Here is a 19,905-nt window from a genome sequence, read left to right as displayed (position 1 = left end):
AAAAAATATACCATAATATCTAAAAAATAATAACTATAATGACATTAAGAAAGCGTTTACTTAATTATTTTTTAGGAGGGCTATCATGAAAAGAGATATTAAGAAAATCATTTCACAAATGACATTAGAAGAAAAGGCAAGTCTATGTTCTGGATTAGACTTTTGGAATACAAAAGGGATTGAGCGATTAGAAATTCCTTCAATTATGGTAACTGATGGACCACACGGGCTTAGAAAACAGGCAGAGGGAGCAGATCACTTAGGGATTTATAACAGTATTCCAGCGACTTGTTTCCCTTCAGCAGTAGGATTAGCGAGTACATGGAATAAAGAATTAATAAAACAAGTAGGAATTGCATTAGGAGAAGAATGTCAGGCTGAAAATGTAGGAGTTCTCCTTGGGCCAGGTGCAAATATAAAACGTTCGCCACTTTGCGGAAGAAACTTTGAGTACTTTTCAGAGGACCCATATTTATCAGCACAAATGGCTACAAACCATGTTAAAGGCGTACAAAGTCAAGGGGTTGGAACGTCATTAAAACATTTCGCTGCTAATAATCAGGAGCATCGCAGAATGTCTGTAGATGCAATTGTCGATGAAAGAACATTGCGTGAAATTTATCTTGCTAGCTTTGAAGATGTCATTAAGGAAGCACAGCCTTGGACAGTAATGAGCGCTTACAACAAGGTAAATGGCGAATACGCTTCGGAAAATAACTATTTATTAAATGATATTTTAAAAGATGAATGGGGATTTGAAGGTTTTGTCGTTTCTGATTGGGGTGCGGTAAATGAGCGTGTTGCAAGTTTAGCGAACGGCTTGGAGTTAGAAATGCCTTCAAGCTTTGGAATTGGTGAGAAGAAAATTGTTGATGCAGTTAACTGTGGTGAGCTATCTGTAGAAAAACTTGATCAAGCAGCAGAGCGTCTTCTTGACATTATTTTTAAAGCTTATGATAACCAATTAGAAAACGCTGTGTATAGTAAGGATACGCATCATCAGCTTGCAAGAGAAGTTGCAAGTGAAAGTATGGTTATGTTACAAAATGAAGATGCAATTCTTCCGCTGAAAAAAGAGGGAACGGTAGCAGTAATTGGAGGATTTGCAAAGCAACCACGTTTTCAAGGCGGCGGAAGCTCTCATATTAATCCAACAAATCTTGAAAGTATTCTTGAAGAAATTGAAACTGTATCAGGTGAAAAAACGAACATATTATTTGCCCAAGGCTATGACATTTCCAGTGATGATGTAAATGAAAGCATGGTTAATGAAGCGAAAAAAATAGCAGCGCGAGCAGATACAGCGGTCCTTTTCGTTGGACTTCCAGATCGTTATGAATCTGAAGGCTTTGATCGAAAACATTTACAGATGCCAGAAAATCACGTGCAATTAATTGAGGTTATTGCTGAAGTTCAAAGTAATATCGTTGTAGTTTTAAGTAACGGTGCTCCAATTGAAATGCCATGGATAGGTAAAGTAAAAGGAATACTTGAAGGCTATTTAGGTGGACAAGCATTAGGCGGAGCGATTGCTGATTTATTATTTGGTGATGCGAATCCAAGCGGGAAATTAGCGGAAACATTCCCCAAAGTGTTAAGCGATAATCCTTCTTACTTAAACTTCCCTGGTGAAGGTGACAAAGTAGAATACAAAGAAGGTGTGTTCGTCGGATACCGTTATTACGATGCGAAAAATATTGAACCGTTGTTCCCATTTGGTTTTGGTTTAAGCTATACAAATTTTGAGTATAGTAATCTTTCAATAAATAAGAAAGAGATAACGGATACGGACACTGTTTCTATCAGTGTGAACGTGAAAAATACTGGTAGTAGAGCAGGGAAAGAAATTGTTCAGCTTTATATAAAAGATGTTGAAAGCAGTATGACTCGTCCTGAAAAAGAGCTAAAAGGATTTGAAAAAGTAGAATTGCAGCCGGGAGAAGAAAAAACGGTTAGCTTTACTTTAAATAAAAGATCATTTGCTTATTATAATGTTGAATTAAAGGACTGGCATGTTGAAACAGGTGAATTTGAAATTTTAGTAGGAAAGTCTTCAAAAGAGATCGTTTTACATGATAGCATGTATGTTCAATCAACGACTATAATTCAAAAACCAGTGCATCGTAATACGTTACTTGGGGACATATTTACGGATCCAATTTTAGCACCAATAGCAAAAGGGCTTATGGAAAAAGCATTAAAAGACAGTCCGTTTGGTAGTATGACTGAAGGGGATAGTGATGCCTCTGAAATGATGGATGCTATGCTGAACTATATGCCATTACGAGCATTAGTGAACTTTAGCGCAGGTGCTTTTACAGAAGAAATGTTGAGTGAAATAATTGGGCTATTGAACGATGCGCAGATGAATTAATAAGTGTGAATGAATTTTTTATCCCGTATTAATGGGCGGTAAGACTCCTACCTTAATACTCGGCGAATGCGAGGAAGTGAGGTGGGAGATAATGGCCCAGAAATGCCCGATTGGTTTTGGTTGATAATCAGTGGGGGATGGACAAAATCCCACTGATTAAAGTTTTATTTTATCTATGCAGGACGTTTCTCCAACATGCAAAAAAGGTAAATGAGAGTTAGAATCTCATTTGCCTTTTTTGTACTTATTCTGCTAAATATAGAATCATATGCTGGTCTATCATCTTTAACCATTGTTTATAAATATGAACGATGCGATGGCCATGAACCTTGGAGTTTACGAAGTTGTATAATTTGTCCTGTATGATAAGCATCGTGCAAAAGGATATTCAGATATTGTTGCCAAACTGGTAGAGACGGACTTGGTTGATCCAGTTCTGCTTCTTGAAGGGATGTTAATGAAGATTGCAAGGCATCATGTACTTGAAGCGTTTGCTTCACTGTTTGTTGCCAAGCATCATCATCATTAGGTCCACCTTGGACAAACGTGTCATCATTATTTTGTGGAGCAACAAATGTGTCATCTTGATGTAAGCGGGAAAGTAAACGCTCTTTAAAGGTTAGTAAATGGTTTGCATTTTCCCAAATCGTATTACTGGCCGTTCCTTCGGGTTGCCAACATGCTTGTGCAGCGGTAAGATTCTTTAACGCTTCTGATATCGGTGGGTACCATTCTTCTTCGTAAAAAACCTGCTTGAACCCATTTTGTAATATTTCTTTTTTACCCATTCGTATAGCCTCCTTAACTATGAGATAGACCAACAATAAGTGTTAGATAAATTGGATAGGAACGTACCTACATATCATCTGATTGATGTTTGGAAGTTTCTAAAAGAACAATATGGCGTCGTTGTAGTAATTGTAGAAATAAACTTATGCTTTCTAAATCATTTTTCTTAATGCAATAAATTCTCCTTTCTCTTCAAGAAACCTGCCTCATAGTTGAACAAGAAAATTAACTGCAGCTTAAATTTAAAAACTTGTAGCAATATAAAGTTTCAGAAGGTTTTAAAATTCTAAAAAAATAGAAGGTATAATTCGATAAATATAGAATTCGATACATAGCAAATAAGGAGGGGATAAAATGGAAGTCTTTCACGTAACGAGCAGAAAGAGGGAAACGTACAACGTTCAAATGAGGTATTCGACACTTTTCGAATGTGCACTTGGCATTGCGGCAATTACTCATAAGAGGTTAATCGACACGCTTGAAAAATCTCAAAGCGAATGGGAAGAAATTAGACAATCATTATCGGTAGAGATGAGAGAGCATTTACAGTTTGTAGAAGAAAATAATACATGGAAAGCATTGCTTCAGTTATTGTATGAGGGAGATTTTCAGGATCTATCACAGTTTATTGCAAATATCGATTCACTTTTAGAAGAAGATTTAAAGTATATATGTTTACCGTTTTTAGGAGAAGCGTATCAAGCGAAAAGACGTTTAGCTGCAAGCGGAGAAGTATCTGTAATACATGAACTAAAGGAACTGACACATGATCATCAGTTTTTCTCTACGTATATTGAGTTTATATGTCATGTCGATGTGCGCGAACTAAAAACGCATTTAATCGCCATTATGACAGGGTGGTATGACTGTGTTGTTAAAAAAGAGGCAGAAGAAATTGTTTCTATACTACAGCGAGATTATGAAGCGAAAAATGAAATGAATAAAAAGATGAAACCGGAAGAGTTTGTAGAGTGGGCAACAGGTGGCGTTACATATATGCCTGAGCCAAGTGTTCATCACGTACTTCTTATCCCGCAAATTACGTACAGACCGTGGAACATAGAAGCGGATATTGAAGATACGAAAGTGTTTCATTATCCGGTCGCAAATGAAAGTATACATCCAGAAGATCCATATGAGCCGAGTTATTTTTTAGTTCATAAACATAAGGCGCTCGGGGATGAGGCAAGATTGCGTATTGTAAAACTACTATTTGAACAAGAGCGTACGCTGCAAGAAATAACGGAAAGATTACAATTAGGAAAATCGACAGTACATCATCATTTGAAACTTTTACGTTCAGCAAAGTTAGTAGATATTCATGACGGAAAATATGTGTTGAGAAAGAAAGCAGTGCAGTCCTTAGCGAAAGAATTAGAAGCGTTTTTGAATAGATAATATACAACGAGAATGTACATAAAGGGAGGAATTTAATAGGAAAGTTGGTGAGTTATAGTGAAGAGTGTATTGAAAAAGCGTTCATTCTTTTTTATGTGGATAGGTAGTGCGATTTCGGAATTAGGCGGCGCTTTCGGGACGCTATGTAATTCAATTCTCGTTTATGAATTAACAGGATCAAAAACAGCATTAAGCAGCATGTGGTTACTATATTTTATCCCGTCGCTCATACTACAACTTATAAGCGGGCCATATATTGATAAATGGAGCCGAAAGTGGATTATGATTTTTTCGCAATGGATGCGGGCCTCTGTTTTCTTACTGCCTTTAGTAATGCTTGTTACTAACAGTGTAGAAGTATGGCACATTTACGTTGTTCAAATTATAATAGGGCTCATTACGCCGCTGTATACACCCGCCAGTCAAGCGATTACACCGAGCATTGTAAGTAAAGAACAGCTTCAAGATGCAAATGCGTATATAGATGGGATGACTCGTCTTATGATGTTTCTTGCGCCAGTATTAGGTGGTATCGTCATTCATTTAATTGGAATGAAGCTTACACTATTTTTTGTGTGTATTTGTCTATTTATAAGTGGAGGATTATTACTTTTCATTAGAGAAAAGAGGATAAAGCAAGAACTTCGAAAAACGTGGCTAGAAGAGTTTCTTCACGGGTTTACATACTTTTTCACAAAACCAGTTATCGTTTGGCTCGGGGTATTTCTTACTTTCGTTCAATTCGGAGTAGGAGTAACGATGGTTACGAATCTTCCTTATATAAAAGACGAACTTTCAGCAGGATATGCTGAGTACGGTTACTTCATGGCAGGTTTCCCGCTTGGTTATGTAGTTGGTTCCATGTTAGTTGGGAAAGTGAAGTATAGAAGCCGTCGCCTACTAATGCTTGGAGGATTATTCGTAGGGGGCCTTACTTACATTTCACTAGGTTTAAATAATAGTATTATTATTGCGATTGTAATCGAAGTAATTGCCGGTATATGTATTGCATTTTTCAATGTTCATAACACGACGATATGCCAACAAACAGTCCCAAATAATATGATAGGAAAAGTATTTTCAGTGCGGTTATTTTTCATACGATCCGCTATGCCATTAGGGGTATTATTAGGGGGAATACTGAGTGAAATGTGGGGAGTGAGAGTGTTATATTTTATAATTGGTTCGATTATATGTGTCACTTCTTTAATAGGAATATTGCTTCCATATTTCAAATTTTTAGATGAGGCGATTGAGGAGAAGTCAGCATAATTCTAAAGATTTGAAACTTTTTAATTGAAAATAATTATCATAATCAATTATAATAGAAGAATACTAGTATTCGTATTACAAAGAGGGAGTGGGATATATGTTTATCGAAACTAAAACATTTACAGTAAAAGAGGGTACATCAGATATAGTTGTAGAGCGTTTTACAGGAGAAGGCATTATTGAAAAATTTGAAGGCTTCATCGACTTAAGTGTTCTCGTGAAAAAAGTGAGACGCGGAGATGAAGAAGTAGTAGTTATGATTCGATGGGAATCGGAAGAAGCATGGAAAAACTGGGAAACTAGTGAAGAACATTTAGCTGGACATAGAGCGGGCCGCGGTAAACCAAAACCAGATCATATTATTAATGTAGATCATGCGGTTTATTATGTGAAATCATCGAAATCGGCTTATCAACAGTCGTAATAATACATTTGTTTAATTATAATTTTTCAAATAAATAACCATCTATCTGTTTACTGATAGATGGTTATTAACATTGAATAAAGAGAATGATTCGTATGTGATGTAAGAAGAATTAACGGACAGGTTAAAATTAGAAATGTTATAATATAAATTCGATTAGTGAGTAAGATTAGGAGGGACAGTAATGGTTCAATCGATAGTTCATATTGCATTAGTAGTAAAAGACTATGATGAGGCAATAGAGTTTTATACAAAGAAACTAAATTTCACATTAGTTGAAGATATTTATCAGCCAGAGGAAAACAAACGGTGGGTAGTGGTATCTCCTCCAGGTTCAGTCGGCACCACAATATTATTAGCTAGGGCATCTAAACCTGAGCAAGAGCCCTTTATTGGTAATCAATCAGGTGGTAGAGTATTTCTTTTCTTAAATACTGACGACTTTTGGAGAGATTATAATGAAATGATTTCAAGAGGAATAGAATTTGTGAGAGAACCGAAAGAGCAATCATATGGAATTGTTGCAGTGTTTAAGGATTTATACGGGAATTTATGGGACCTGCTGCAACTAAAAGATGATCACCCAATTGCACAAAGAATTAAGTAGATTACTACGATTGTCAATCTTTATCGGTAAATCGAGATTCCGTGTCGAATCGTTCATATAATTTCATTTACTGTATTCCAAATGTTGCATTAAAAAAACGTTCTAGACGATAGAAAAAAGTATTAGACTATTAAAAAATGAACACTTGAATACAACCCCTTTAACATTCAAGTGTTATTAATATGGGGCAATACACTTCTGTGTAATCCCTGTTTAAAAGGAGATGGGTAAATGAGGTTGAATCATTTAAATCTATGTGTTGATGATTTATCAGAAGCTAGACATTTCTTTGAAACATTTTTTGATTTTCAATTTTTGGAACAAAAGGGAAAGGCCCTTGTAGTGATGAGTGATGAGAATGGATTTATACTTGTGTTAAGTGATCCAAAAGCGTTCAAGGGGAACAAGGACGTTACATATCCTGAAGCTTTTCATATTGGTTTTTTGGTGGAAACTTCAAGTGAAGTTGATCGAGCATATAATCGTTTAGTAACTGGCGGCATTGAAATAGACAAGGAACCTTATACAATGAGAGGTAGTAGTTATGGTTTTTATTTTACAATATTTAATGGATTATTAATTGAAGTTTCTTGCCTTGATTATAGAGATGGTAAGAAAGTTTCAAAACTAAATAGCATTCATCAAGAGTAATTGTTTGAAGGTGTATATGTAGCCCCTTATCAAGTTTGGGAAGGGGCTTGATATCATAATGCTCGTTATTCAAAAAGCTAAATTTAATCATTTGAACTACTCTCACTTAACAGGTTAACTAGCTGTTTTTTTTAGTTAAGGTAAATAATAGGGGAAATATGGAGGTATCAATGTGTTGACTTGAAATAAAGTTTAATCAAAAACACTCCACAAACCCATATTATTCTCTAGCAGTTTTCAGTTATGGTGTTATAAAAAAGTTTAATCATTTTCTCAAAGAAATCAGTTGTATAGAAAAATTCTAGGTCACGGTTAAGTTTTTTAAGTCACATTTAAGTTGTTTACTTCACAATCAGTGAGCTAGGCCAAAAAACATAATTCTTAAAATACAAATTCGTTCAGGAGCTGAAATCCAATATTTTCTTTCTGTTAAATCATTTATGATGGGCCTATGAGATTTCACCAAAGTCTAGTGTACTTCCTGTTTCTACTAAAGTCTTTGTATTATTTAATATCATCCACCAGGCCTTGTTGCTGTTCTCATAATAAGGATCATCTTCTTTCCATTGGTCATGAATGAGTATTAATTTCGTGCATGATCCAATAGGCTTTAGAATATAAGAAATTCTTGACTCAAATACACGATCATCTTTCATATAAGACTTTCCAGGATAGTGAGTAAATCGAAGTAACTGATTTGGTTCATATTCCAATACGTTTCCGTATACATGCACCGTTTCATTTCCATCTAATCCAGGACCTACATATTCCAAGAGATCGCCCACTTGAAATGTAGATCGAATGATGGACCCATAATAAATTTGTTTTGTACCCTCAGGAGAGATCAATGCCTTCCAAACTGCCTCTGGTGAGCCTGCAATATAAAATTCATACATCAAATTCTTCATGATTTTTATGCCTCCTAAAAATTTAATTCGCTACATGTACATTATAAAAAAACTTCACTGACAATTACGGTCAGTGAAGTGAAGGGTTTTTATAATGATTGAATAATTCAAAGCTGATAGTTGCCAATCTTTCTTGTAATAAAGTTGGTTCCAGAATGCTAATAGATTTACCATAAGGGAGAAGGAAGTAAGGTACAAAAGTATGAATAGACTCTATATCAACCTTAAAAAGAGCTTGATTGTTTTTTCGTTCTATTAAAGCATGGTTAAATAACCAATGCTGACATAAATCATCAAGCGCATGTGGCATGCCTTGGATACGGACAGAAATGAGTTCTTTAAGTTGGTTTGAATCAGGTAAAATGTCTTTTAGAAAGAAAGAACGCGCTGAAAATTCCAAGGGCCGATCAAATTTTTTATCTGTTCGGGATAATGATTGAATACGATCGATTCGAAAACTTCGAATTTCTTTACGCAGATGGCAATAAGCCACTGTGTACCACTTGCCTTTCCAATAAACAAGACCATAAGGATCAATATGACGTGATTGAGGTTCGATTTCTCCACCCTTACGATAAACAATAAATAACCTATAACTTTCGGCAACAGAAATTTCTAAATCTTGAAGAATAGATTTCAAAGAGGGTTCGACAGTAGGATGGATGACTTCAAACCCTCTTAAATGACGATTGATATGATTCAATTGTTCCTCGTTTGTATACATTTTTAATTTAGAAATTGATGCATCTAGCGCTTCACTAAAGGGATACCCTGCATCTATTGCAAACTTTGCAGCATGGACAAGCGCTTTCTGCTCATCCAAATTAAAAAACAAAGGTGCCTTTGTAAACTCATTCAGTAAACTGTACCCACCATTATGCCCTGCATCTGAAATAATTGGTACTCCACTTGCACACAGAGCATCAATATAGCGGTACACCGTACGAATACTGATTTCTAATTCCTCTGCTAATTCTTTAGCAGTCAATTGTTTTCTCGTTTTGAGGAGCCATAAAATAGAAAGCATGTTAACCATTTTAGACATATATAGACATTCCTTTCGCAAAGATTCAAGATAAGCATTCTACATTAGTATAAAACATTCTGCTTCTCTATTAATCATATTCCAATTACACAATCTGGCCCTTTAGTGGAGTAACTTTATTACTACCCAATAGTTCCTTAATCAGCCTTTCAGTTCCGATCTTCTGTTCATTTTTCACTATAAATACACGCCTTTAGATAAATAGATTAAAAGGGATAAAATAACGCATCTTTTAGTCAGAAATCCGACTTATGAGACAGCTCCTTTATTTATTTATTTATTTATTAATCTAACCGAATTTCAAACTCAAGCACAGCTCGATCTTTCATAAATGGCATACTTTGCTCTTTAAATAATAAGCTTATTCCAGACAAATTATCAGAAAGAGTAGGGGAAACAACAAATTGGTAGCTCACATGTCCATCTGTTCCAGTCCATCCTTCTGACCAGCAATCGTATGTAGTATTTATAGATAATTCAACAAGGCTATGTGTATTTACCTCATTAAGTGTTTTGTTTTTCGAATCCCATTCTTTATATAAGTAAATTACGCTAGCATTAGAATATTGACGAATAAAGGTTACAGTATATACTGTTCCATTACGTTCATAAGTTTTTAAAACGGGTACATGTTTTTTAAACTTAGCCGGTTCAACCCGAGGTTTAAATTCTTCTTCGTCCATCATGGAAGAGAATAATGAATTTAAATAGTCTGGATAAAATCCGTACTGCTTTGCCCAATTAGAAGTAGCCTCATTAGGCGGAAATCCTGGGTTCCCATTCGAAAGTTCTTTTCTTTCTTTTAATAGGGCGCAAATTTTTTCATCAATAGAGTATAAGCGTTCATCGTAATGATCAGTAGGGCGTTCAAAAGGCATTCGATTCATCGTCATTCCTCTTTTCCTTTATTTTTGTTTTCATATCTTATTATAACTGAAACAATTCTCATTTTTTACAATAAAATCAATTAATTGAAATATTGCGAAAAATAGGGTGTTTATGTGTTAAAATAAATATAGAAAACCATTTATTAACTATCGGCAGGTTAATAGAAAAAGGGTGTAAATAGTTAATAATGTCACAATTAAAATGCAACTAGATAGTTAGGAGGAATCATTATAATGGATACTACACAACAAAACAGTAATGCATGGGATAAGAAGGTTGAAGAAGGTTCGAGATACACTCAACCTGTAAGTAGTGAGGTTATTGAAAAAAGTAAATCAGGTGAATGGGAAATCACAGTCACCACAGAAAAATCAGTTCCTAGAGATTGGTTTCCAAAGTCATTAGAGGGATTAAAGATACTTTGTTTAGCATCAGGTGGAGGGCAACAAGCACCAGTGCTGGCTGCTGCTGGAGCAGATGTAACAGTTACTGATATATCTAAGAAGCAATTGGAACAAGATGAAAAGGTAGCGGAACGGGATGGATTAACTTTAAAAACAGTACAAGGAGATATGTCAGACCTTAGTGATTTTGAAGATGGATATTTTGATATTGTCGTAAATCCTGTTTCTAATTTGTTTGTAAAAGATGTTCATCTTGTATGGAATGAGATTTCAAGGGTTTTAAAGAATAAAGGTATTCTTATTTCTGGATTTACAAATCCTTTACTATGGATTTTTGATGACAATCAAGAACAAAAAGGTATTTTGGATGTTAAACATTCAATACCTTCATCAACATTGGATTATTTACCAGAGGATGAAGTTCAAGATTACATTAATTCAAATCAAACAATAGAATACGCACATACTCTAGAAGATCAAATCCAAGGTCAAATTGAAGCTGGTTTTGTTATAATGGGTTTTTATGAGGATGATTTTGGTGGAACAAGGATATTAGATAAGCATATTAAAACTTTTATTGCTACAAAAGCTATAAAGTTAAAGGTTGATTAAAATTTCTGGCTCGTTAGTCGAAGAAGGTAACTTGAAAACAATAAAAGTTCAATGTATGTCAAAAAGGATGGCACTTGCCATCCTTTTCTTTGTGTATTTTGAGTGTCAAAACAAGTTTTACACCCCTGAACCGAATCGGTTATAATATATAGTCTGTCATTTTCACATTAATTTTTCACATCATTATATAGTTCCAGCGCCTCTTTCACATTCAATCTATTTTTCACAATGCCATGAATTGCTTGAATCATCGCAGCTGGATGTTCGGATTGCCATATGTTTCGGCCCATGTCTACTCCGATTGCGCCTTCTTGCAGCGCATTGTACGTAATGTTTAATGCGTCTTCGATTGAATCTAGTTTTGGGCCGCCCGCGATTACGACTGGGGCAGGGCATGTGCTCGTAATTTTTTCGAATCCTTCGCAGTAATATGTTTTAATAATGTCAGCTCCCATTTCAACACATACACGGGAAGCGAGTGCTAGGAACCGTGCTTCACGTTTTTGCAGTTCTTTTGCGACGGCGGTAATACCGAGTACTGGCAGGCCATAATCGTGAGCTTCAGAGACTACGTTTGCGAGATTTGAAACGGTTTGTGTTTCATAGTCTGATCCAACGAAAACAGAAACGCCGACGCCAATTGCATTTTGTTTTACGGCTTCTTTCACAGGTGTAACAATTGTTTCATTCGCTAAATCTTTACCGACTACAGTTGCTCCACCTGATACACGCATAACCATCGGCGTGCTGCAGTTTTCAGGAATACAGGAACTTAATACGCCTCGTGTTAAAAAGAGGGAATCAGTATATGGAAGCAAGTTTTTAACTGTTTCTAACGGTTGTTCTAGTCCGTGAATCGGTCCTAAAAAGTAGCCGTGATCTATCGCTAACATAACTGCTCTGCCGTCAGGTAAAATTGTGTTTAATCGATTTTTAAATCCCCAGGTCATTCGAAATCACTCCTTCGTTAATGTTGGATTTTCAGTTTGTACAGTATCTTTATTTGGTAAATGTGGTGACTTTATAAAAACAGCTTTAAAAGGCTTATCGGAATGGTTAATAAGATAATGAGATTCATGAGGGCGAACTTGCAAGACATCACCTTGTTTGATCGGAACTCTCTCGTTATTCACATAGAAATCTATTTCGCCTTCTAACGCATAGAAGACTTCTTCGCACGTTGTATGATAGTGATTTTGAAACTCTTGCCCAGGCTGAATAACGACTAGGCCAAGATCGATATTTGGACCTTGTATTAAATATTTAGGCCCGTTATCACCGAAGCGATAGGTGAAATCATCCTCATTCACTTTAAGCATAGAAATCACTCCTTTATGTAATGTGTTACAGCGCACCTGGGGCAATCCACATATGTGATGTGAGGCCTTTATCAGCTAAAGAAAGTTGGCTAGCATACACTGTTTTCCATGTTTCATAGAACCCTTTATAAAGCTCATGATTTTCAGCGTTTGGCTTAAATGTGTTTTCCCACTGTACAAATTGTTCGGCAGTTTCTTCCATCGATTCAAAAATGCCTACGCCAACTCCAGCGGCAATTGCCGTACCTAAAGCAGCGGCTTCTTTTACAACGGGTACTTTAACAGGGATTCCGAGGACATCTGCCAGTATTTGTGGCCAAAGTTTACCTTTAGCAGCGCCGCCAGCAAAGGTTACTTCAGAAGGGAAATTACCTGTGAGAGCTTCTATTAATTTCAAGTTGCCGAGTGTAACGAAGGCGGCATTCTCTTCAATTGCGCGGAACATTTCTTTCTTACCGCATTTTTCAGCATCTAAACTTAAATTTAAAAAGGATGGTGCAGCATGTCGCCAAGAAATATAATTCATTACATTTGAAAAAGTGGGGATTATGCCATGTGAACCTACAGGTACTTCTTTCGCTTGTTCTTCTAGTAGTTCATAAGTATCTACGCCAAGTTTTTCAGCGAGCCTTTTTTCTTCTTGGCAAAAAGCATCTCGAAACCATCTCATAACAAGGCCAGGGAAGAAAGCGATTGTTTCGTATTGCCATAGGTTAGGAATGACGTGGCAATTTACACGAATCGCCGCATTTGGATCAGTTTCTGGTTTTGTTATATTTACTTCTTGTTGCCAAAAACTGCCCCCGCATATAAATGTTTGTTCAGGCTTTACAACTCCAGTTCCAAGAGATGCCATTTGTGCATCTCCGCCGCCAGCAACGACTGGTGTTCCTTCATGTAATCCTGTTAATTCAGCACTTCGTTTTGTGATATTCCCGATAACTGTCCCAGCTTCATTTACTTTTGGAGAAAAGGCTAGAGTAAGACCGCATTGCTCAGCAACCCAGTTATCCCAAGCTCTATTTTGTAAATTGAATATACCGGATGTACATCCATTTGAAGAATCAATTTGCAGTGTGCCACACAACTTATATAAAATCCAATCGTTTAACATCGTGAAAGAATGTATGTTTCTGTACACGTCTGGTTCATGTTTTTTAATCCAAAGTAAGCGAGGTAAAGCACCTAACGAAAAAGTTTGACCTGATTTTCTATATAAACCTTCTTCAATTTCGGAACGAATTTGTTTTAGTTCACTAACTTCCGCTGACGCGCGGCCATCAACATTTGCACAAGCCCATATTTCTTGCCCGTTTTTATCGTATAAAACAAAGCCTTCACGCATACTCGTTGCACTAATACCTTTAATAGAAGAGGGGGACGTATTACTTTTTTGAAGAACATCCTTCGTGCATTCTTGAACGATCTGCCAGTTTTCTGTTACATCAAAATTCATAGAACCAGGGTAGCGACTATCTGATTTATGAACCCACTCTTTTTGACTAACAGCAAGTTGATTACCGTTTAAATCAAAAAGAACTGCTCGAATGCTCCCTGTACCAGCGTCGTAAGCTAATAGAGTAGACATTAAGAGTCACCTTCCTTTCTTAATAAGGAGAGGGCAGTTTCTTCATCCGTAATTAATGTATGAATGAACTTTCCTTTTAAGGCGCCGTAAATTGCATCTATCTTTTCCGTACCGCCAGCTACACCAACGACATGTTTCATGTTTTGAAGAACAGAGAGTGGTGTGCCGATAAGACGATTATGATGAGGAAGTTCTAATTGTTTTCCGTTAGTATTATAAAATTGCCCTAAAATATCTCCGGCCCCGTTTTGACTACGTATATAAGTCATTTCACGTAGCGTTAGTTTTTCTTCTTTCACAATTGTGGCGTCTTGAGATAAGCTTCCAATGCCAACTACTGCTGTATGAGCGAGTGAAGCGACGTGAAGCATATCTTTCACGCTCGGTTCAGATAGAATAATTTGCGTCATTTCGTTTGTAGATGTAAGAAAAGGGGTAGGAATAATATGAAGATCGCCTTGCATGTAGTTTAAATAGCTTTGGTTTCTTGGAATATAGTGATTTACGCCTCCTGTAAGAGTAACGATTGAAAGATTCATAGAGCTATCAAAATGAATGCTTTCTAGCATTTTACTTATCGTCTCTCCCCAGCCAATCCCAAGTAAATCCCCTTGTTGCAGATGAGTTTCTAAATATTGTGCGGCAGCTTTTCCGAGTGAAAATGCATAATCCTCAGTTGGCGTTGGAATAACGAAAGCATCTTTTAGATGGAATTTTTTCATAAGGTCACGTTCGATGCTTAAACAGTGCAAACCAGTACCTTTTACGTGAAATGTGACGACACCTTCCGTCCGTGCTTTATCTAACAACCGAACGACTTTATTTCTTGAAATGTGAAGAAGTGAAGCAATTTCTTGCTGGGTTAATTGATCTTTATAATAGTACCAAGCTACTTTTGTTAACAAATTGTCTTCAAAGTTGAGCTGTGACATACTCTTCATCCCTTTCAACAATTGACCACTGCTTAAACATATGTGTTCGTTATTTTGTTTATTCCAGTTGAAGCGATAAATAGTCCGGTGAAAAAAGTGTTCTAGATATGAAAAAAGAAATATACAATGCTACAAAACAAGTAGAACAAAAAATCATTTTCTCAAAAAATGTTCTGCATAAAGGCAGGTGACAACATGTGGAGAAAGTGCCCTTATTACAAGTTACAAAGATGAATAAATCATTTGCAGATCAACTCGTATTAAAAGAAGTCAATTTACAATTAGAGCGTGGAGATGTATACGCTTTAGTCGGAGGAAATGGTGCCGGGAAATCAACATTAATGAAAATATTAACGGGTTTGTATTCATACGATGCTGGCAATATGTTTGTGAAAGGAGAAATACAACAGTTTTCAAACACAGCAGAAGCACATCAACATGGCATATATTTAATACCACAAGAGCCACTCATCTTTCCGCATATGACAATTGAAGAGAACATTTGTATCGGAATGAAAGCGAAAAAGAAAGAACTTCGAAATAAAATTAATAAGTTGCTAGAAGGCTTAGGTTGGAACATTCAACTTCATGAGCTAGGGTTATCGTTATCCATTGCCCAGCAACAATTAGTAGAAATATTGAGGGGATTAATAAGAGAAGCTGAGATTCTTATTTTAGATGAGCCAACATCGACATTAACAACTCACGAAATTAAGAGTCTTTTTGTGTTGATGAAAAGTTTAAAAGAAAAAGGAATTGGCATGATTTACATTACGCATCGTTTTCCAGAAATCTTTGAAATTGCGAATAAAGTAGCAATTTTGCGTGACGGAATGATTGTAAGTCAAGGGGATGTATCAAGCTATACATATGACATGCTAATGGAGGGGTTATTACCGAAAGGTTATAAACTTGAGGAGAAGAAAGAAATCACGCAAGAAGAAATAGAGCATTCGGAAAAAGTATTAGATGTCACGAATGCGTCTAGTTATGCGTTTCAAAATGTATCATTAACTGTACACACTGGAGAAGTTGTAGGGATTGCAGGTATCGTCGGATCAGGTAGGACTGAATTAGCTGAATCAATATTTGGATTAATGCCTTTGAAATCAGGTTCTGTTTTATTAGAGGGAAAATCCATTACGAAGTATTCGGTACATAAGCGAATAAAGGAAGGTATGGTGTATGTACCGGAGGACCGGGCAGGGAATGGCATTTTTTCAATTGCGTCTGTGAAAGAAAATATAACAGCTGCATTTTTAAACAGTATGAGTAGCTTCTTTTTAAATAACAAAAAAGAAAGCGCTTTATCTGAATTGTATATAAAACAGTTTCGAATTGTTGTCCCTCATATGAATGAGAAAATGACGTCTTTATCAGGTGGGAACCAACAGAAGGTCGTGCTAGCGAAATATCTTGCATGTAATCCGAAAGTGATTATTCTTGATGAACCGACCCGCGGTATTGATGCGAAAGCAAGACTAGAAGTATACGAAACGATACAAAGTTTGAAGAGAGAGGGACTTGCGATCATATTAATTTCTTCAGATATGGAAGAAATCGTTCAATTAGCGAATCGTGTTTATGTGATGAGAAACGGAGAATTCGTCTCTCATTTGGAGAAGAAGGAAATTTGTATTGATGAAGTTACACGCCTTGCGTACGGAGGAAAGGGAGGTGTAACGGAGTGAACCGTTTATTTAAAATGCATGAGACGTCTATTATTATTTTATTACTTCTTTACATAGCCTTCGTTGGAGTAATGAACCCTAGTTTTGTTCAGTTTAGCTCTTTATCTTTAATTATGAAATCAAGCGTTATTTTAGTTGTTTTGGCAATTGGTCAATCTTTCGTATTGTTTACGAAAAATATAGATGTATCAGTAGGATCTATTATGGGATTAAGCGCTGCGGTTTGCGGGATGTTGTTAACAGATGGATACAGTGCCTTTATTTCAATATTTGCGGCAATTATACTTAGCGCCCTTATTGGTATGGTAAACGGAATTGGCGTTACGAAATTTAGGGTGCCAGCTATCATTATGACATTAGGAATGCTCGGGATTATTAGAGGCGTAATGTTAATATTTACGGGCGGAAAGTGGATTGAAGATATTCCGAATGAGTATAAACAAATTTCTTCTATTATGATGTTAGGGATTCCGATAACGGTATGGACCGTTCTTATCATATTACTGCTGCTATATTTCTTTTTAATGAAAGTTCAAATTGGAAGATATTTTTATGCGGTCGGTGATAATGAAGATGGTGCAAGGCTTATTGGAATACATGTAGATAAAGTGAAAATATACGCGTTTATCATATCAGGCATAAGCGCTGGGTTCGCTGGATGTATATTCGTAATGAATATTGGATTCGTTCCAAATCAAACAGGTACAGGGATAGAATTGCAAGTTATCGCTGCTGCTGTTTTAGGTGGTATTCATTTAAAAGGAGGAACAGGTTCTATATTTGGAGCGGCATTAGGTGCATTCTTCTTAGAAGTGATAAGCAGTTCACTCGTCTTTTTAAAAATACCTGCATTTTGGAATAGTGCTATTTCAGGATTTTTACTTTTACTCATCATCATATTAGATAGTGTCTTAAAAAAATGGAAGAAACTCCGGCAATTAGAAGAAAGGAGGGTGAATCTATGAGGGGAATACGTAGCTTGTATAGATGGGAAGGGGTTCTTCTCATATTGCTTCTCGTAGAATTCATTCTCTTTAGTTTCATAAATAGTGATTTCTTAAACATTAGTAACCTCCTTTTTAGTATGAACGATTTCCTTATTATTTCAATCACGGCTATTCCGATGACATTTGTCATTGTAACTGGCGGAATTGATGTTTCAGTAGGATCTATTATGGGGCTTACTTCGATTCTTATCGGAGTACTTTGGATGAATGGCATGCCTATACTGTTAGCTGTTATCATTGCGCTCGTAATAAGTTGCATAGCGGGCGGATTAAATGGACTTATTATAAAAATGACAGATGTAGAACCTCTTGTCGTTACACTTGGAACGATGTTTTTATATGCAGGAATCGCCCTTGTTATTTCAGGTGGTTCGGGTGCAGCGGGCTATGAAGGAATAAGTGGTTTACCAGATTCATATGTGCAACTGGCAAATGGTAGTTTTATCGGTATACCTAATTTATTATGGCTCCTTGTCATTTTAACGATAGTATTTACGATATTGTTTCACCGTACAACATACGGTCGCCACGCAAAATTAACTGGCGCAAATGAAAGTACGGCGAAATATTCCGGAATTCGAACGAAGAAAGTAGTGATTACTGCTTACGTACTTTCTGGGTTAGGAGGTGGATTAGGAGGAGCTTTCTTAACAGCGTATTTCGGTTCTGCTCGTGCTGATATTGGAAGTGAAACCATTTTGCCAGTTATTACGGCAGTTGTATTAGGCGGCACACTAATTACAGGCGGAAAAGGGAGTATTATTGGGACAGTACTAGCGAGTGTTTTTATAGGACTCATGCAGTACGGTTTGCAAATGACGGGCTTAACGAATGAACAATCTAATGTAGTAATAGGTATTATCCTTATTGTTTCTGTTATTATGAGACATTTCAAATTACAACGATTCGCTACGGGGAAAAGAAGGAATTTGCATAAGGGGGAAATGTCATGAAGAGAAAACTGGGGATTGTTATTATTATGTGTATTTGTTTAATTGGTTTAATTGCTTGTTCTAGCCAAACTGCGGATAAGAAAAAAGCAGATGATGTAAAATTTGCGTTCATTCCGAAATTAACGGGAGTTGGCTTCTTCACATCAGGTGGTGAAGGTGCAAAAGAGATGGGAGATAAGTTAGGTGTACAAGTGAAGTACGATGGACCGTCTGAGGCAAGTGTATCAGGGCAAGTAAAATATATAAACAATTTTATTAACCAAAACTATGATGCAATTATGGTTTCATCTACGTCAGTTGATGGTCTCTCGCAATCATTACAACGTGCAAAGAAAAAAGGGATGACAGTATTAACGTGGGATTCTGATGTGAATCCGAAAGACCGTTCGTTTTATATTAGCCAAGGTACACCAGACCAACTTGCAAACTTATTAATTGAAATGACTTCTAAGCAAATTGGAGATAAAGGAAAAGTAGCATTCTTTTATTCAAGCCCGACTGTAACAGATCAAAATCAGTGGGTAACGAAGGCGAAAGAGATTATTAAAGAGAAATATCCGAATTGGGAAATTGTAACGACGCAATACGGTGAAAATAATGCGCAAAAATCTTTATCAGTTGGAGAGAGTATTTTAAAAACGTATCCAGATATTAACGCAGTAATATGTCCAGATGCAACAGCACTACCAGCAATGGCACAAGCAGCTGAGAATTTGAAAATGGATAAGAAAGTAGTCGTAACGGGGTTTTCGACACCGAACGTTATGCGTGATTATGTGAAACGAGGAACAGTACAACAATTTGGATTATGGGATGTAAAACAACAAGGTGCACTAGCAACTTATGTTGCAAATGAAATTGTTGTAAAAGGGAAGAAGTTAAAAGTCGGGGATAGCTTTGAAGTAAAAGGAATCGGAAAAGTGAAAGTAGAGCCGAACTCTATTCAAGGGTATGACTATGAGGCAGAAGGAAATGGTATTATCGTATTACCTGAACGAGTTGTATTTACGAAAGATAATATCGATAAGTATAATTTCTAGTAG

19 protein-coding genes are annotated in these 19,905 nt (G+C 36.4%); 11 read left to right on the top strand and 8 right to left on the bottom strand.

Annotated elements, in window-relative coordinates:
- The first annotated feature begins 85 nt into the window (after nucleotides 1-85).
- Entirely contained in the window at nucleotides 86-2,374 is a 2,289-nt protein-coding gene (locus tag EXW56_RS14130; RefSeq protein WP_215596657.1) for a glycoside hydrolase family 3 C-terminal domain-containing protein, read from the top strand.
- Between the two features lie 296 nt (nucleotides 2,375-2,670).
- Here EXW56_RS14130 and EXW56_RS14125 read toward each other — a convergent pair whose 3' ends face one another.
- Nucleotides 2,671-3,162, bottom strand: a complete 492-nt coding sequence (locus EXW56_RS14125) for a DinB family protein (RefSeq protein WP_215557035.1) — start codon at nucleotides 3,160-3,162, stop codon at nucleotides 2,671-2,673.
- Between the two features lie 355 nt (nucleotides 3,163-3,517).
- Here EXW56_RS14125 and EXW56_RS14120 point away from each other — a divergent pair, with 355 nt between their 5' ends.
- From EXW56_RS14120 to EXW56_RS14100, 5 genes are all read left to right on the top strand, one after another.
- A complete protein-coding gene (locus EXW56_RS14120; RefSeq protein ID WP_002200112.1) occupies nucleotides 3,518-4,561 on the top strand; it encodes an ArsR/SmtB family transcription factor in 1,044 nt (347 codons plus the stop codon).
- A 57-nt stretch (nucleotides 4,562-4,618) separates the two neighbouring features.
- Complete coding sequence (locus EXW56_RS14115; RefSeq protein ID WP_215596656.1) at nucleotides 4,619-5,833, top strand: MFS transporter; 1,215 nt, start codon at nucleotides 4,619-4,621, stop codon at nucleotides 5,831-5,833.
- A gap of 97 nt (nucleotides 5,834-5,930) precedes the next feature.
- Nucleotides 5,931-6,257, top strand: coding sequence for a heme-degrading monooxygenase HmoA (gene hmoA / locus EXW56_RS14110; RefSeq protein ID WP_002200114.1), 327 nt, complete (start codon nucleotides 5,931-5,933; stop codon nucleotides 6,255-6,257).
- A gap of 184 nt (nucleotides 6,258-6,441) precedes the next feature.
- Complete coding sequence (locus EXW56_RS14105) at nucleotides 6,442-6,864, top strand: VOC family protein (RefSeq protein WP_002084855.1); 423 nt, start codon at nucleotides 6,442-6,444, stop codon at nucleotides 6,862-6,864.
- Nucleotides 6,865-7,095: 231 nt separating this feature from the next.
- On the top strand, nucleotides 7,096-7,515 hold the full coding sequence (locus EXW56_RS14100) for a VOC family protein (protein WP_215557033.1): 420 nt from the start codon (nucleotides 7,096-7,098) through the stop codon (nucleotides 7,513-7,515).
- A gap of 449 nt (nucleotides 7,516-7,964) precedes the next feature.
- On the opposite strand, the gene EXW56_RS14095 is transcribed toward EXW56_RS14100, so the two are convergent.
- The 3 genes from EXW56_RS14095 to EXW56_RS14085 form a co-directional block, all read right to left on the bottom strand.
- The gene (locus EXW56_RS14095) at nucleotides 7,965-8,423 is read right to left on the bottom strand and encodes an SRPBCC domain-containing protein (protein ID WP_131230422.1); all 459 of its coding nucleotides are present in this window, start codon (nucleotides 8,421-8,423) and stop codon (nucleotides 7,965-7,967) included.
- Nucleotides 8,424-8,493: 70 nt separating this feature from the next.
- Complete coding sequence (locus EXW56_RS14090) at nucleotides 8,494-9,468, bottom strand: helix-turn-helix transcriptional regulator (protein ID WP_002200118.1); 975 nt, start codon at nucleotides 9,466-9,468, stop codon at nucleotides 8,494-8,496.
- A gap of 284 nt (nucleotides 9,469-9,752) precedes the next feature.
- Nucleotides 9,753-10,355 carry a hypothetical protein gene (locus EXW56_RS14085; RefSeq protein WP_215596655.1) on the bottom strand — a complete coding sequence of 201 codons (603 nt, stop codon included), beginning with the start codon at nucleotides 10,353-10,355 and terminating at the stop codon, nucleotides 9,753-9,755.
- Between the two features lie 234 nt (nucleotides 10,356-10,589).
- Between EXW56_RS14085 and EXW56_RS14080 the strand changes: the two genes are divergently transcribed.
- Nucleotides 10,590-11,372: a class I SAM-dependent methyltransferase gene (locus tag EXW56_RS14080; RefSeq protein WP_002200120.1), complete on the top strand. Its 783-nt coding sequence runs from the start codon at nucleotides 10,590-10,592 to the stop codon at nucleotides 11,370-11,372.
- Nucleotides 11,373-11,539: 167 nt separating this feature from the next.
- Here the strand turns inward: EXW56_RS14080 and lsrF are convergent, their stop codons facing one another.
- Genes lsrF through EXW56_RS14060 form a run of 4 tightly spaced genes read right to left on the bottom strand, consistent with a single transcriptional unit; the run spans nucleotide 11,540 to nucleotide 15,211 of the window.
- Nucleotides 11,540-12,322: a 3-hydroxy-5-phosphonooxypentane-2,4-dione thiolase gene (gene lsrF, locus EXW56_RS14075; protein ID WP_002084866.1), complete on the bottom strand. Its 783-nt coding sequence runs from the start codon at nucleotides 12,320-12,322 to the stop codon at nucleotides 11,540-11,542.
- A gap of 6 nt (nucleotides 12,323-12,328) precedes the next feature.
- Complete coding sequence (locus tag EXW56_RS14070) at nucleotides 12,329-12,691, bottom strand: cupin domain-containing protein (RefSeq protein WP_000921867.1); 363 nt, start codon at nucleotides 12,689-12,691, stop codon at nucleotides 12,329-12,331.
- Between the two features lie 25 nt (nucleotides 12,692-12,716).
- The gene (lsrK, locus tag EXW56_RS14065) at nucleotides 12,717-14,279 is read right to left on the bottom strand and encodes an autoinducer-2 kinase (RefSeq protein WP_002200121.1); all 1,563 of its coding nucleotides are present in this window, start codon (nucleotides 14,277-14,279) and stop codon (nucleotides 12,717-12,719) included.
- The gene (locus tag EXW56_RS14060) at nucleotides 14,279-15,211 is read right to left on the bottom strand and encodes a sugar-binding transcriptional regulator (RefSeq protein ID WP_215557031.1); all 933 of its coding nucleotides are present in this window, start codon (nucleotides 15,209-15,211) and stop codon (nucleotides 14,279-14,281) included. The genes lsrK and EXW56_RS14060 overlap by 1 nt, the downstream gene beginning before the upstream one ends.
- 197 nt (nucleotides 15,212-15,408) lie before the next feature.
- Between EXW56_RS14060 and EXW56_RS14055 the strand changes: the two genes are divergently transcribed.
- From EXW56_RS14055 to lsrB, 4 genes are read left to right on the top strand one after another with little or no spacing between them, the layout of a single operon-like run.
- The gene (locus tag EXW56_RS14055) at nucleotides 15,409-16,902 is read left to right on the top strand and encodes a sugar ABC transporter ATP-binding protein (RefSeq protein WP_215557030.1); all 1,494 of its coding nucleotides are present in this window, start codon (nucleotides 15,409-15,411) and stop codon (nucleotides 16,900-16,902) included.
- The gene (locus EXW56_RS14050; RefSeq protein WP_002110490.1) at nucleotides 16,899-17,867 is read left to right on the top strand and encodes an ABC transporter permease subunit; all 969 of its coding nucleotides are present in this window, start codon (nucleotides 16,899-16,901) and stop codon (nucleotides 17,865-17,867) included. The genes EXW56_RS14055 and EXW56_RS14050 overlap by 4 nt, the downstream gene beginning before the upstream one ends.
- Nucleotides 17,864-18,862 (top strand): ABC transporter permease, encoded by a 999-nt coding sequence (locus EXW56_RS14045; RefSeq protein ID WP_215596654.1) that lies wholly within the window; start codon nucleotides 17,864-17,866, stop codon nucleotides 18,860-18,862. The genes EXW56_RS14050 and EXW56_RS14045 overlap by 4 nt, the downstream gene beginning before the upstream one ends.
- Complete coding sequence (gene lsrB, locus EXW56_RS14040; RefSeq protein ID WP_002110487.1) at nucleotides 18,859-19,902, top strand: autoinducer 2 ABC transporter substrate-binding protein LsrB; 1,044 nt, start codon at nucleotides 18,859-18,861, stop codon at nucleotides 19,900-19,902. Before EXW56_RS14045 ends, lsrB begins: the two co-directional genes overlap by 4 nt.
- Nucleotides 19,903-19,905 lie beyond the last annotated feature (3 nt).

Source organism: Bacillus mycoides (assembly GCF_018742245.1).
GTDB classification, from domain to species: Bacteria; Bacillota; Bacilli; order Bacillales; family Bacillaceae_G; genus Bacillus_A; species Bacillus_A cereus_U.
Note: the sequence above shows the minus strand (reverse complement) of the source record. Positions and strands in the feature narration are given on the sequence as shown.